The following is a 15264-nucleotide window of genomic DNA, read 5'->3' on the forward strand; positions in this document are numbered from 1 at the left end:
GTAATAAATTTTTATGACTTACGCACTGAAGCCTGAAACCTTGATCCCCCTAGCCCCAGCAGGGCTGTTTCATTCCCTAAATAGCTAGAAAAATCAAGGTTTCTAGCGATTAAAAATTGATTATTTTGTTACTAACGTGCCGATAAAATGAACAATTTTACTGTTGTTTAAGTGCTTAAAAGTTCATCTCATCGTCACCCTCACTTACAATTTTTCTCGCTAACCATCTTGACAAATCCTGTTTGAAATGGAATGAAACAGGTAAAATAGCAAGTGCTGAGGGGATAAAAAATTATGGGTGCGAATCTGATTGAGCAATTGCGGCAAGTGGAAGATTTTAGAACTCTAGATGGTCGAAGACATCCACTTTGGTTGGTATTACTGTTTGTAATAATGGGCACTATGAGTGGATATGTTGGGTATCGCGCATGGGGAGATTTCGTAAAACGGCATCGTCGTGTGCTTATAGAAACGTTTGGGATACGAAAACATGGTGTTCCTTCTTACTCAACTATAAGACGTGTAGTTATGGGAGTAGACTTCGATAAACTTGCCTCAATATTTAATCAGTGGGCTAACCAGTACGTTGATTTAGAGGTTTCACAATGGTATAGCATTGATGGCAAAAGCATTAAAGGTACAGTCCAAGACTATGATTCATCTAGTCAAAATTTTGTCAGTATTGTATCCGTATTTGCTAGGAAAAGAGGGCTTGTGTTAGGTATGGGAAAATTTGATAACAAGAAGGAAAGCGAAATTGTAATCGTACAAAATTTAATTACAACATTGGATATAAAGGGTGCGGTATTTAGCTTTGATTCGTTGCATTGTCAAAAAAAACTTGCAAGCTAATCATAAGTAGTGGCAACGACTATGCAATCGCTGTTAAAGATAACCAGCCAACATTATATCGTCATATTAAACGCATTGCTGCACTTAGAAAACCAGTCAGTCGTCATATCGAAACTGAAAAAACTAGAAATAGGTTTACAACACGTACTGTCGAAGTTTTTGATGATTTAACTGGGATTAATTCGCAGTGGACAGGCATTAAGTCTTTAATTCGGGTTGAAAGAGTCGGAACCCGTGCGGGCAAAGCATATCGTCAGGTTGTCTGTTATATCAGCAGTATAGTTGGTACAGCGAAAGAATTTGCTTGTGGTATTCGCGGACATTGGGGTATCGAAAACAGCCTCCATTGGGTTAAGGATGTAGTTTTGAATGAAGATAATTCGACTATAAGTATGGGTAACGCTCCTGCAAATCTCTCAATTATGCGAGCGATCGCTCTTAATATACTCCGTCGAAATGGTTATGCTTCCATCACAATTGCCCAAAGATTTCTCTCTCATGACATTGACAAACTCCTTACTCTTGTGGAATGAATCAGCCCTGCCCTTTTTAATGGGGTTGGGGGATCTGAGTGTGTAAGTCCTGATACTGATAAAAAAGTAGAGCTACTTTTTTATCATCTCGATAACTATTCAGGGACTGCTGATATACTTCAGCACACCATTAATATTTTCAATTCCTTGCAAAACTACTGAAGTCCACATAGTTGTGCCATTTATTCTATTACAAGCAGCTTCTAAATAGTTTCCTCTGATGCGGATATGACGGCAAGTGAAATGATAATTGCTAACTTTACCTGGATCAGTCACTTTCAAAGTGCCGTTAATATTTTCAATCCCGTGTAAGACTATTGAAGTTTTCTTGAAGGAGCCACTAACTTGGCTACAATTAGCTGAGAGAACGTTGCCAAAAACTGAGATGTTGTTACAGCTTTCTTGATAACTACTAGGTGTTGCACTCGCAGGGCTATTAATCCATACTAAAGTAGATGTTGCTAAAAGAGCAAGTATACTAAATAAATTTCGCTTCATGATTTTGCTTCTCTACACTGATAAAGCTAAACAGGTTTTCAGAGTGTTCTAAATGCTATTGACATTTTTGAATAGTAATTTCATATTCTTCGTAAATTCAGCAATGGTTAAGTTGATATTCGTTCAAACCCTTCATAAGCGATCTCTATCTCCTCAATTACTACATCACTTGTATCCGTTTTCATCTCTCCAATCCGGTATTTGGTTGGCCAAGCTTCTGTAAACTGAAAGGCTGCTCGGGCTTTAGTCCTTTCATGAAAAGTGATTAATATAGTTCTGCGCTGTTTAAACCAGTTGCCCTTTTGCACCGACGAAAACCATAGCCACAAACTCTTGGAAATGGTCATACCGCTGCGTAAAGTTAGATTTCCACCTACTGCGTTACCAGGAAGCTTGGTCAGCCGGGAGCGTCCCTTATTGGCTTTCCCCCAGCGCTCACTAGTGACTTCTGTAAACTGGATAACCTCTTGGGTAAAGTCAAAACCATCACACCCCAGAAAAATTCCGTCCAAAAAATCATTGGAGCCATCAAGTTTCAAAGTTATAGCAAAGCTAGCTGCCATCAATACAGTTGCATTACTCATAGATTAATTAAAGTGTTTCAAAGATTACGGTTAGCTATTTCATCCCAATTTTATTGGGTCGAACTATAGATGGGATTTGGCAACCCCCTATCTGGAGAGTAGTACTCTTCGAGTAAGTCTCGAACTTACTACTCTCCATCTTCTCCCTTGCCAAGGTGAGTAGCCGTTGAGGGAAGATAGATCTCTAATGGTAAATTAGAGATCAGAAGGTTGAGGTAGGACTTCACTCAAGAAGACTGATAACACACCAGAAATCGCGTACATTTGACAGTATTACTCACTATATAATGGCGTTTATCTCTGGAGTCTTCATTCTTCCACGTTTGCGAACATTACTTCTCCCGATTGATTTCTGTAACGCACAATTGAATTGTTTCAGTAGCAAGGTCGGAAGAGTCAGAATCTGCATCACTCACCTGGTATTTCATGGGAAAAACGCCTTTTAGTTGCCATTCAGCAACAGGTCCACTACCCCCTATAAAACTGAACGTCAAATCCTCAGGTTTATAATCGCCTGGCTTGTCATTGGGATTTAATTTTTTCCACCATGTCGCTAATTTTTTGTCACCCTTAGGTATTGGACAAACAAACGTTGGTGTCCCGGGTTTTGTTGGACCTGGTTTAGGTTCTAGCTTCCTCTTTGCTCCCACCTGATTACCGGCACTAGTACCAGATACTTCAACATTCATTTCTAAACCAGAGAAGCTTTTCACTGCTATCGTTCCACCCAAACTGCCCCCACTAAGGCTAAAAGAAGAAGCAGTAACATATTTCTCGTCGGCCATGATATTCTCCTATTTTTTTGCTTGATATGAATGATTGAGAACAGTTAGTTGTCGTTTTCATTTTCCAGAGCATTCCACTGACTAATGCGGAATACCACAAATTCAGCCGGACGCACTGGGCATACACCAACATCGATATACAAACGGCCCAACGTCATTGTTTCAGGCGTATTGTTTTCTTCGTCGCACTTCACGTAGAAAGCTTGCTCAGGATTAGCACCAAATAAAGCTCCCTCGCGCCAGATGCGCTCTAAAAAGTTGCTAACGCAATATCGCACTTGCGTCCATAACTGTTGGTCATTCGGCTCAAAGACAGCCCACTGAGTTCCCACTTCAATGGAACGCTCAATATAGCTGATGAGTCGTCTGACACTGATGTATCTCCATTCCGTTTTGTCAGGTTCCACAAGGGTTCGGGCACCCCAAATGCGGATTCCTCGGTTGGGAAATTTACGAATGCAGTTGATCCCTAGAGGATTGAGAAGTTCTTGCTCTCTAAAGTTGACATCGTAAGCTAACCCAATTATCCCTCTAGGAACTTCATTCGCAGGAGCCTTATAAACGCCTCGCGATTCATCTGTGCGTCCCCACACGCCCATCATGTGACCGGAAGGTGGAACGAGAATAGGTCGTCCGGCATTGTTTGGATTAGGAACTTTAACCCAAGGATAATACAGTGCCCCGAACATAGAACGGCGACCAAACTCATCTAACCATTCCACCACATCTTGAGGCTTAATGCGATCGGGGGGTGGGTCGAGCACCACCATTCGATTTGTTGGTCCAGGGTTGCTACCGCTGCTACCCCCTTCAGACATACTGATCATGGTTTCCATTATCCCATGAACTTGCTCGATGTTCAAAAGATCAGCTTCATAGGCTCGCATCAAATCTGGAAAACACAACATTGTGATCTCGTCGATTTCAAAAAGGCCAAGCACCCCAGTTCGATTATCTCGATTTCCTTCAACGTCACGAGAAAACTTCTCGGGCGTAGAATTAGGGATAGGAGGCAATAAATCGTATTCGCCATTCAAAGGGCGACGTACTACAGGTCGCCCAGGCTGAGCAACATCTCCAATAAGAACGTACTCAGAATTTTTTAGAGCCTCAACCACATAGGTAGCAGCCTGGGTTTGAGGTTCTGGATCCATACTGAGATGATGGTACTCCTCAAGCACTTGCTCGTCTCGGGATATTTTCAAAGAGAAGAACTCTCTAGGATTATGTAGAGTTTCTAAACTTGCGTCTTCTTCCGACATTTCTTCAACAGGCAGATATGTGCCATCATCATTCCTTGCTGGTGGCAATGCACGAGGTACTCCATCGCTCACTTCAATATGAATGGAACCTCCATCAGCTTGTTCGGGTCGGATGGCTAAATTCAAACTAGGACGATTGCCGCGTCTTGGGATTTCTAATAGTGGGGTTTTACGTGGGGCATTTTTACCAAGACCTGGTAGTTGCGTTCCAACACTGGTGATCCAGCATCGTCCTCCTCCGTTCAGAAAATATCCACGCACAGAGAACGGCAAATAAGCATCAAAATCTGTGAAACCATTTGAACCTGAGCGAGCAAAATACTCAAGATATTGAGTCCAACTGGTGACGAGCATGGGCTTAAAAAGCTCCGCACCGCCGCGTATATCTTCGGTGAAGCCCATGAATCCTGCAACTGAAGTACTGACACCCTCAATCGGACGACTGCCGCGATCGACTTCTTCAACATAAACGCCTGGTGCAAAATAGTCTAATCTAGCCATGTTAAGTACTCCTTAATTTGTTAGATAATCGATTGATATAGAAATCTAGTAGGCGGGCATAAGTAATATCTCTTTAGGGATACATGGTTTTTCGTCCACAACAACAGTGCAAGTCTTAAACTGATAGCCAAATCGTCTAAGCTGTAAAATATAGTTTCCAGATGCCAAATTCTCAAAGATAAAATACCCTTCCTCGTTGCTAGTTACTGATTTTTCGGTTCCTTGAAGTATGACTCGAACTTGTTTTAATGGCTTTGAGTTCAAAGTATTTTTGACAATGCCAGCAATGGCAACTCGCTGAGTTTTAGCTCCGCTCCTGCTGATAGCTGGAATTGAATTATTGACCCCAAAATTTCGTTCCGTAACCAAAGGTACAGTTGTTTTTCTCCATACATTAAAGGGAACGGTTACTGTCAAATAAATAGCAGGCCGTATGGGAAGAGAAAGAGAACCCCATAAACTTCCTACATCAATGGGCGGGTCGTTAGTGACTGAGAATGATAAGTTGCCGTGACCACGAAGATCAGGAGTTAGAAACTCCTCCCGCAAGACTCTACTCCGCATTAACAGCAGTAGAGTTTCAGACAGAAGATGAAGCTCTCCTAATACAGTGCGATCGCGGGCTGTAATCACAATGGAGATATCGAAGAAACTGGGTGCTCTAGATACTTCTGCAACCTGTCGTGAATCATCAAAATAGCGTTCCACCTGCCTGCCATTATTTGGCATTTTTTTATTGATCCGAACATCATACAGATAGAGATTAAGTGATAGCTCTCTATTACTATTTTCTAAGCTTCCAGGGTGACTAAAGTTTATTTGCTCAGTGCTAGTGAGAATAGATCCGTTAGTCAACATTTCAGCTAGGGTTTGAAGAATCGAATTCAGCATAAACAGAAACCTAATTCGTTTCTATATACTCAGATTAAGCGATATCCTAGCCAATGCAATCAGACTTATGTACTAATTTAAATTCAGAGGTTATAGTTAATCAGGGTTAGCGCATCTCAAACCCTATTGACAGGTGGATCATAGTATGGTATTCGAGTTTGAGACAGCCGCCGCCCATCCGTGACAGGTTAAGAGAATTGCACGGTTGTCAAGGGGGGTAGAGGAAAAGGTGATAAATCCAGCTTGGGGATAGGTTTTCGGAGTGCTTTGACCACGCCTAAATCCTGATTTTCTTTTGCGGTGAAGTACTTAACTGGGTCTGTAGCTTTACCTTGAGCGTAAGCAACGCTAAAATGGTACAAACCACGATATATCATTTCCAAAGAAATACGATCAAAAGGCAAAGATAATTCGTCGGCGATCGCATCTCCCAGATCCACTAAAACGGCATAAAAAAGCCAAGTTGCCCAGACCTGTAACTTGATACCATTAATAGAGCCTGTCCACAAATAAGACAATCCCAACAGGCGTTTTACCGTGTGAAAAGCCTCTTCAATTCTGCATCTTCGTCGATACAAATCAGCCACAAGGTAGGGAGGTAAAACATTTGGATCAAGAACAGAGGTAATGTAAGAATAGGTGGCTTTGCCAACTCGAATTTGTACCCATCCTCAAGTAAGAAGAGGAGCGCCACCTCGACCATTACCAAGTTGAATCAATTGGTCTTTAACAGAATGGTCGGAAGTAAATATCTTTAATACTTTAATAGACGCTTTAGCTTTTAATCGAGTAATAAAGTGAATATTTTGATTAATAAGTCGTTCAAAAAATAGGAAATGATAAAATCCTCTGTCCAATAGAATTAGTGTTTTAGCAGTTAGTAAATTGAGAAGTACTGCCTCAAAATTAGTATCGCTTGCCGATGGATTAGTATGAAACCAAATTTCGATGGGAAGTCGAGTCACCAAATCGATGACTGTACAAATCTTTCCTGCCAAATGCCCTGTTTTTAACTCTTCTAGACTTTTGAGCTTACGGAATAAAGCTTCCAGTGTTGTCCTATCCGCCACCCAGATTTGTTCAAAATTTCTCCGTGCAAAGTTAATACTATCTGGTAGTGAGCGTTGAGTACGTTGCTGCCAATTCTGTTGTAATTGAGGCAGTAAATTTTTAAAGACTCGCTCAAATAATTCTGCTGGGAAAACTAAAAACCTTTCGGCGAGTGATTGTTGAGCAATTTTAGTAGCACGACACCATAACAAATTTTCTCGTGCCAACAAACGATTTAATTCCTGTACGCTTGGTATAGCAGCCGCCATAGCAGTGTTAATACTGCCGCTACCATCAACGACAAATTAATTATACGGTCTCGTAATCCTAATTGTTTATAGTATTTTTGTTGAGCAGCGATCGCAGGAGTTAATAAAGCTTCTAACTGTTGGCTAATTACTTCGTTATTGATAGTAGGAGTATTATGTCGCTTGACGTGGTCGGGATTACGCTTTGTTTTTTTAGACATCGTGGTGAGCCAAACTTGTCATCACTTAGTTTGACATCTTTGTGCGACCCAACAATAACCGATTTATCCTGAAATCGTTCTATTCAAGATTAGCGATCGCCCTATCAAATTGGATTTTTTTCACTATTGATAATGATAATTAAATTAACAGGAGGAAGAGTTTAGCGAAGCTAGACTCTTCCTCCCACCCATCTGAGCTATTATCATTATCAAAAGCTTTTTTCTCATCCTTTAGAGGTATTGATAAAATGTACACAATCTTAACCTATCACAGATGTATCCTGGGTTTTACGTCAACTATTTCTAGTGGACTGGCTCTCTAGCTTGGATAGGGGAGCAATGCGATTTTGTTAGATCGGACTCTAATTCTCATTTCCAGAGCTATATTCTCAATAAAAACAGTTATTTGGCTGCGATCGCACCCCTAAATAGATGATTTAGCACCCAAATTTTAAGTACTTCACAAAATCGCATTGCTCCCCTTGGATAGTACCAGTTTGTTTCAAACCCAATTACCGATGCAAGTCCGCTTGTCAATAGGGTTTGAGATGCGCTAACCCTGTATAGTTAATCTTTTTCAAATATCACAATAAAAGCTCATTTATACATAGACCTTTATCTCATGATAGGATTAATTTTTTAAATCATTTAATTATAAATATGTCAACTTTATTTGACAATGAAAATTAGGCATGAACTTTTTCTAGTAGTCATCTAAGCTATGACAAATAAAGATTTCAAGCTTTAACCCATTGAGTAGTGGGCGGAGGATCGATCAGGCGATGTCTACGATGCGCTGCGTCTAAGCTTCTTGCAGCAGTGCTATGGGGGCGCAAATTTAAAGGTACAGTATCATGGATACAGCGATGGTGCGTGGCTTTTCCAAAAATTTTTAAGGTAGAAAAAGCTTATTCGTTCGTGAAATACTTTCTTTAATACGAATAAATACTCCGCAAAGGACAAATTTCAGCCATCAAAAAAGGTGACATTTTAGGTCAAGTAGAATTCGTGTTGAACTCGCTAATTTTACTTTGTCATCTGTAGCTTTACTTTTAAAGAATCGGTATTAGTCGGCTTCTGAAGCGGTTTTGGCGTATCAACTTGGAGCAAAAACGCACGTTTGACTGATTGACCTTGTTTGGTTTCAGCCGTGAGGACAATTTGAGAGAGACTTGTGGTCGCTTTCAATTTCCTAGAACCGCTAGCTGGGACATCACCTAAAGGTTCGAGTTTAACCTTAGCACCATCCCCCTGTACCTTCCAGTTGAGAGTCACAACTTGTCCAACTTTTAAGAACATTGAGGGATTCGCCTCTGAACTTTGATTATTGAGCGTAAAGTCCATAATTTGAAGGGGTGTTGCCTTTAGCTGGACTTGAATTGCTTTAGAGGGTGACGATTGTTTTTGACTTCCACTAGAAACAGGTTGAAGGCTAATCGTATAGTCGCCTGGTTTAGCTGGAAGCCCTATATCGACGTTGGAACAACTCAATGTTTCGTTAACTGGAGGTTGACATTGCTTCGTTAGTTCTGGAGGAATTTGTTTTTGAAAATCATAAGTCTTGAGGAGCGTTGGTTTATCCTCTTTGAGTTGACCCATAACCTGAAGCTGACCGAGTTGGCTAAAATTCTTGATATTCCAATTAAGAATTAAGGGTTTACCTCTTTCGAGTTGAGACTGGCGTGTTACAATACTCACCACCTGAGGCAGTGGCTTAGGTTGAATTACGACATTCAGTTTCTGCGGAATAGGGTTTTCTGCTGATTTTGTCTTAATCTGAAGTTGGAAGGTGTATTCTCCCGCCATTCGGGCACCTGTATCGACGTTGGTGCAGGTTAAATTGCGATCGCGAATTTGGCAATAACGGTTCAGTTCTGTCGGTAAGCCTTGACGAAAGTCGTAAACTTGGGGACTGCTCGCAGTTCGATCTTTGCTTGAGGAAATCACCAGCTGATCGAGCCGCTCTGAATTCAAGATCATCCAGCTTAGGCGTACCCTGCCTCCCTCCGTATAGCTAGCGCTATCCGGTTTGAATTCTGCCATGATTGGCTCTGGAGCGGGTTTAAAGAACACAAACCAAATCAAAAAGCCGAGTCCCGACAATGCACCAACCCCTGCCAGCAGCAACAGCAGAAATTGCCACCAAGGGCGTGCTTTCCAAACTAACAACCCCATCGGTAACTTTTCTGGCGTCGGTAATGCTTGAATATCTTGAAGATTGACTTGAAATGGTAGCTCTAAGCCATACCCAAAGAGGGGACGTCGCCATTTATGTTTGGGATAAATGGTTAGACTAATCGTTGCTGTTTCGCCAATCAACAAATTGACAGAAGACGGATTGCAAACATAGCAGCATAACTCCGTTTCATCTCGGCTGCTAGCACTTACGGCCAATTCTCGAATTGAATTTCCGTGATTTGTCAGTATGAGTCGATACTGTCCTGGACTGTGACTGACTTTTCCAAGAATAGTCTCCAGTTCAACACTCAGGTGAAGTTTTGGCTTTACCTCTAAATACACCAGATCCAAAAAGACCTGCTCTGGGGCATTATCAGAAATGAGCTGTAGAGTCGGTGAATATTGACCAGCAGGCATGTCTATTGGATAATGGAACTTAATGATGATTTGGCCTTGACCTCCAGGATTCAGCTCCAAACCATCCGTACTGGAAACGACGCCTAACTCACTCAGTTGGTTGGAAGGATATTGAATCGTGAACCACGTTTTATCCAAGTCAAGACAATGGAGCCGAAAGCGATCCACTCGACTGGAGTGGTTGTTCACGATTACTGATAGCGTCTGGTGCTGCTTGGGCTGAACTAGTAAGGGCTGAACGGGACTAGTTGCTGGGCTAAGTGAAAAGCTAAGATTTTCTGACCGTATAACAGTGTGCTCTTTAACTAGAACTTCAAGACGGGCTGGGTAATGAATTGGAGTCTCTTCTGGATAATGCTCTGGGGCATCTACTACTACCGTGTAGGGATAACTTCCTGGTAAAGCATCTGAGGGAATCTCAAAGAGTAGGCTGACTTCACAAGCCTGTTGGGAGTCGAGGGCGACCCGCTTTCTTGCAGATGGACACCATGCCAGCAGGGTCTGAGTCATGGGATCGACAAACACATCAATTGCGGCTCCCTGCTCGCCTTGATTAATCAGACTGATGTGAAGGGTAACGCTCTCCCCTGGGAAACCCTCTAGGCGGGTGGGAGGATTCAGCATAACTTTGAGTGGTGTTATAAGATTCAACATCTCTACAGCATCTTCAGTAAAGGACTATGGCGTTGCTGAAATGTAATGGTAAATGTTGCACAATAAAAGAATAAAATGTCCAGAATGCAGCTTTACCGAAATTATAAAAAATGGTTGTCGTTGTGGTAAACTTGGCTTTTAGATTCAACAAGCGTGGTTTTCTTCCAACTAATTCCTGTCGCATCAAACAAGTCATAATAGTTTCCGTTTTGACTGGTAAGTTACATCATATTTAAATGCTATTTATAACGGATTATAGATTAAACTGAAATATAGACCGTTTTCTTGTAATGTTTTCTCATTTGATGAGTTAACTGATACTAAAGGAATGCCCCAGTCAAGACGAACGGTAAAGCGATCGCCCTGTGACCAACGCAACCCCAGACCAACAGCAGCTAAAGTATTATGGTCGGGATTCTGTCTACCAGAACTATTCCAACCAACACCAAAATCTACAAAGGGAATAAGCTGTAACCTGCTATCTATCTCTGGGAAGCGCAGAACTGGTACTTGAACTTCACCAGAAACAAAAGTGCCATTATCCGTCAGCAGGTAATCTTGACGGTAGCCTCGAATGGTATCCTGTCCACCTAAGCCAAATTGCTCTAAAGGCAAAAGTGTTCTCGATGCGAGTTGGGTATTTAAACGAAGTAAAAGTAAGGTATCAGGAGCTAAAAGGCGTGCCAACTGCGCTTGCCCTTGCCAAGCAAAAAAACGGCTATCGGGAGGACTTTGATGAATCGTGGGATTCAACACATCTATGCCCAAACTGAATTGAGAGCGTAGGGCGATGACTTCATGGCTGTTACGATTCGTCCATTCTTGAAAAAATCGCAACGCAGATACCTTGGTACGTCCCTGTTTATCAGCACCTAAATCAGGGAAAGGTATTCGGTCTTTGTCGATATAAGAAGCTTGACTTTCGCGGCGGGAAGCTGTTAACCCGAGGGCAAATTCTTGTGTGGGAGTTTGGACTATGGGCTGGCGGAATGTTAGTTCGTAATAGTGAGAAGCCGATTCGATATCTAAAACGTTGAAAGGATGTTCAATGACATTGCTTGATGTGGTACCGTAGTTGAAAGTGAGTGTTCCGTTTTTGGGATTGAGTGGTAATGTATAGCTGCCGTCAAAGGAGTTACTACCATCTGTGTTAGTGTAGCCTATACTTAGACCATCTCCGAATCCAAGTAAGTTGGCTTCATTTAATTGTAATCGGCGGCGGAAACTGCCAACGCTAGGCGATCGCCCATTATCAAGAACTATTTGGCTACTAAAGGTTTTAGCTTCGCTGATGTTGACTTCCAAAAGACTCGCACCAGTCCGCGATCCTGCTGAGAGTTCAGCAGTCACTTTTTGAATCAAAGGATTAAGTTGCAAAAGTTGCAGCGCCTCTAGTAGACGCTGGCGATTCAGAGGCCCTGATGTCGCTATTGCTAGTCGGCTGCGGACATAATTCGGATTCAACCGCCGAGTTCCAGTTACCTGGATATCTTCTAATTTACCTTCGACCACCTGAATTTTTAGAACACCGGATTGGATTGTTTGAGGTGGAATATAGGCGCCAGAAGTAATATAACCATTTTTGACGTATAAATCAGTGATTTTAGAACGCGCTTGATAGACTTCACTCAGTGATATCGGTCGTTTGGTAAATTCAGCAGTGGCTTTGGCTAACTCTTCGGGACTGAAAACTGTGCTACCAACAACTTCAAACCATTGAACAACAATAGTTTGAGGAAAGTTGCCAGGGAGTGGTTCTTCCGGTGGGGGAGTTGGGGTAGAGGGTGGAAATAGTTCTGCGGGTGGGGGGAGTGGCTGTGGTACTTCAGGTGAAGGAACTGGCGAAGGGATGGGTGGTTGGACATCCTGTGGTGGTGGGAATTTTTGCGACGGGTTTAAGTTACTCGGTGGTAATTGTCTAGTATTAACAGTCTGAGCTTTCAGTGGACTTAAAGATATGCTGTCGAGTAATATAAGCATACTCAAAGATAAGTAGCATACTATAAGATTTTGGGGATATTTATCAATCATCGCACTGGATTATTTTTTGTCAGTAACTATGGGATTATACGGCGAGTGCTTCAGAGGATGTTTGAAAAGTTCTATTATCGGTAGCAAAACGTTTTATTCATCTGGGTTAAAGCGATAGAGGCGAACTTGTGCATCATCAGAGCCACTCGCAATCCAAACTCCCTGGTCTTTAGCAATTAAGTCTAAGGAAGTAATCCTGCTGGACAGGGTTGCGATCTGCTTCGGTTTTTGAGTCAGATCGGGAGTGACCTTTGCGGTCAGACGCCAGGCCAGGATCTGACCATCATCGCCTGCACTCACAAGCCATCGTTGATCTGGAGTAAATAAAATGCTGCGAACCGATGTTTTTGAAACCTGCCACCTCGCCCGTTGTTCGCAGCTTTGCTGAGGAAGTTGCTCTTTAGGGGACCCCTTTGGCGCTGCTTTCTGACATTGGCTTAAGTCCCAAAGAGTAACGTAACCATCAGAATCAGAGGCTGCTAGGATAGGAGTATTGGGCGCAAAGCTGACATTCCAAAAAAAGTCGTTTTCTCCGCGATTTTGAGCATTGTCTGAGAGCCTTAGCTGCCGAGGTTGCGAGTTTGCGACATCCCACAAGACAAGCCGCTTAAACTGTCCGGCACTCACAAGGATCTTTTCATCTGGACTGAGTGCTAAAGACCAGGCTTGATATGCGAAGCGATCAGGCACCTTCAAAACCTTGGTAGGCTTTGAGTCAAAATGGACATCCCTCGGCCTTTGCCAACTCCGAATGGTTCCGCTCCCATAGCTGGTGTATAGCGTCAGAGAGTTGCGAGTAAAAATCAAGTCCAGAATGCGATCGCTTGTCTGGTCTTTGGGGTCTTTGAGCGTATAGAGTCCCTTGCCAGTGTTGATATCCCAGACCTGAACGGTTCCATTCTCTAGACCTGCAAAGACCTGATTATTTTTCACCGGAATTAATGCTAGTGATCGGATTGCTTGCTGAGTAATCGCAAAAAGTCCTTGGGAAGAGTTAGGTTGAACATCGGTGCAAGTTTTGGCTAACGTCCCCTTGCTCAAAGCACCCTGAGCGGTTAGCGTTCCCCAATCTGTCACGCCCCAAGTGCGAATTGAACAGTCGTCTGAGGCACTCATTACAAGCGGCGATCTGCCACTCGTGCCACTGAGTCGCACGGCATTAACGCCAGCAAGATGAGTGATGGGCCTTGGTACAAACACAGCAGCTGCAATTATTAAGAACAATGCCACTAATAACCATAGAGGTACGATTGGGAAAACCTTTAAGAATAAAATCTGGGTTGCTGGATCGCTACTCCCTAATCTTGGGTCTGATAGCCAAGGCTTGAGTTCAAACTTGAGTTTTTGCGACCAGCCGATCCAGGGACGACGGGGAGAGAAGGTTAGGTTTATAGAAGTTATTTCTCCCAATGGCAGAACGGGTTTTTCTGGACTAACCTCAATTTGGCATCGTTTCGCGTCTTGGCCTCGTACTTCAAGATCGAGTGTTTGCAACAGATTACTATTGTTCTTAAACATCAATTGGAAGGTACTGCTACGCGATCGCCAATTGGGGAGCCAGGGTCTTTTAGTCGGGATACACTGCTGCTGAGGCTGGACTTCAAACTGCATGAACCCAACGGGTAAAACTTCTAAAATCCCTTGTACTTCAACGGTAGAACCCACATGACTTTTGGCAATTATAATAAAGAGATAATCGCGGCTTGGAACTCGATCTGCTCTAGGGGGGTGACATTGGAAAGTTGCTGTTGTCTCTCCATTTGCTGGAATTTCTATATACCGTTCACAGCTACCAACTAGCCAGGACGACTCAAGTTCTGCACACTGCAAGCGCACTTCTGAAGGCTGCGACCCTACATTCTTGACAGTCACGGGAATATCAACGACGTTACGAGGATAAACTTGAAACCGCTTGGTAGGTAGTCCGATCCGCAGTAGATTTAATTCACCGTTAGGTTCTAACGTTAATCGCAGAACTAATCGTCGTTCTTCAGAGAGCTGGGGCGAAAAAATCCGCACCGTTAGATTGACGATCCCGACGAAATCAGGGAGGGGAGAGTCTAAAATCTCAACTTGAAAATCAGTGCGATCGCCCGGTGATTTCGCGGCAGATACATCTGGAGAAAGGTGATACCAGTTACTCTGCTCGCCTGCTCCCGCCGCTTTAATTTCAAGTTGAAACGACGCAAACTGATTGCTGCGGTTGATCACCGAAACACCAAAAGAAACCGATGGCCCACCGGGGCGAAAGGCTATATTTTGTGCGGTCAGGCTAGCATCGATAATTGAGCTGGCAAGCATAGTAAAAAGAAATATTTGGGCTGTTTTAATATTGAATAACAACTTTGATTGGAATAAATCCGACTTCTGTCTAATTCACTCTAGGTCGTTTTGTCATTTTTTAGTCTAAACATCAATAATCATCTTAAAAGCTGCATATTCTGATTTGAGTTATCCCAATGAGTGATACAGAAGCGTAAGTTCGGCTTTGGCTTGAATTCGTTAGTTATGCTTGCTCACAAACATCGCTAATAACAATTTATTGTCAAAATTTTATGA

General features: G+C 42.7%; 8 protein-coding genes and 2 pseudogenes. 1 reads left to right on the forward strand and 9 read right to left on the reverse strand.

Annotated elements, in window-relative coordinates:
• Positions 1-294: 294 nt before the first annotated feature.
• Positions 295-1385: pseudogene (locus V7K73_RS04645) on the forward strand (ISAs1 family transposase).
• 99 nt (positions 1386-1484) lie between these two features.
• On the opposite strand, the gene V7K73_RS04650 reads toward V7K73_RS04645, so the two are convergent.
• The 9 genes and pseudogenes from V7K73_RS04650 to V7K73_RS04690 form a co-directional block, all read right to left on the reverse strand.
• The gene (locus V7K73_RS04650) at positions 1485-1883 is read right to left on the reverse strand and encodes a CVNH domain-containing protein (protein ID WP_334877571.1); all 399 of its coding nucleotides are present in this window, start codon (positions 1881-1883) and stop codon (positions 1485-1487) included.
• A gap of 107 nt (positions 1884-1990) precedes the next feature.
• A complete protein-coding gene (locus V7K73_RS04655; protein ID WP_334877573.1) occupies positions 1991-2467 on the reverse strand; it encodes a phage tail protein in 477 nt (158 codons plus the stop codon).
• A 332-nt stretch (positions 2468-2799) separates the two neighbouring features.
• Entirely contained in the window at positions 2800-3252 is a 453-nt protein-coding gene (locus V7K73_RS04660) for a phage tail protein (RefSeq protein WP_334877575.1), read from the reverse strand.
• Positions 3253-3296: 44 nt separating this feature from the next.
• Positions 3297-5015: a phage tail sheath family protein gene (locus V7K73_RS04665; protein WP_334877577.1), complete on the reverse strand. Its 1719-nt coding sequence runs from the start codon at positions 5013-5015 to the stop codon at positions 3297-3299.
• A 45-nt stretch (positions 5016-5060) separates the two neighbouring features.
• Positions 5061-5906 (reverse strand): beta-sandwich domain-containing protein, encoded by an 846-nt coding sequence (locus tag V7K73_RS04670; RefSeq protein WP_334877579.1) that lies wholly within the window; start codon positions 5904-5906, stop codon positions 5061-5063.
• 188 nt (positions 5907-6094) lie between these two features.
• Positions 6095-7425 (reverse strand): annotated as a pseudogene (locus V7K73_RS04675) (IS4 family transposase).
• Positions 7426-8451: 1026 nt separating this feature from the next.
• The gene (locus V7K73_RS04680; RefSeq protein WP_334877580.1) at positions 8452-10674 is read right to left on the reverse strand and encodes a COG1470 family protein; all 2223 of its coding nucleotides are present in this window, start codon (positions 10672-10674) and stop codon (positions 8452-8454) included.
• 243 nt (positions 10675-10917) lie between these two features.
• The gene (locus tag V7K73_RS04685; RefSeq protein WP_334877582.1) at positions 10918-12705 is read right to left on the reverse strand and encodes a ShlB/FhaC/HecB family hemolysin secretion/activation protein; all 1788 of its coding nucleotides are present in this window, start codon (positions 12703-12705) and stop codon (positions 10918-10920) included.
• 93 nt (positions 12706-12798) lie between these two features.
• Positions 12799-15006, reverse strand: a complete 2208-nt coding sequence (locus V7K73_RS04690) for a hypothetical protein (protein WP_334877584.1) — start codon at positions 15004-15006, stop codon at positions 12799-12801.
• Between the last annotated feature and the right edge of the window lie 258 nt (positions 15007-15264).

The organism is Nostoc sp. (assembly GCF_036916975.1).
Lineage (GTDB): Bacteria > Cyanobacteriota > Cyanobacteriia > Cyanobacteriales > Nostocaceae > Nostoc.

Excerpts from the sequence above, each read along its gene's own strand:
- V7K73_RS04650 (WP_334877571.1), bottom strand. The coding sequence starts at position 1,883 with ATGAAGCGAAATTTATTTAGTATACTTGCTCTTTTAGCAACATCTACT.
- V7K73_RS04655 (WP_334877573.1), bottom strand. The coding sequence starts at position 2,467 with ATGAGTAATGCAACTGTATTGATGGCAGCTAGCTTTGCTATAACTTTG.
- V7K73_RS04660 (WP_334877575.1), bottom strand. The coding sequence starts at position 3,252 with ATGGCCGACGAGAAATATGTTACTGCTTCTTCTTTTAGCCTTAGTGGG.
- V7K73_RS04665 (WP_334877577.1), bottom strand. The coding sequence starts at position 5,015 with ATGGCTAGATTAGACTATTTTGCACCAGGCGTTTATGTTGAAGAAGTC.
- V7K73_RS04670 (WP_334877579.1), bottom strand. The coding sequence starts at position 5,906 with ATGCTGAATTCGATTCTTCAAACCCTAGCTGAAATGTTGACTAACGGA.
- V7K73_RS04680 (WP_334877580.1), bottom strand. The coding sequence starts at position 10,674 with ATGTTGAATCTTATAACACCACTCAAAGTTATGCTGAATCCTCCCACC.
- V7K73_RS04685 (WP_334877582.1), bottom strand. The coding sequence starts at position 12,705 with ATGATTGATAAATATCCCCAAAATCTTATAGTATGCTACTTATCTTTG.
- V7K73_RS04690 (WP_334877584.1), bottom strand. The coding sequence starts at position 15,006 with ATGCTTGCCAGCTCAATTATCGATGCTAGCCTGACCGCACAAAATATA.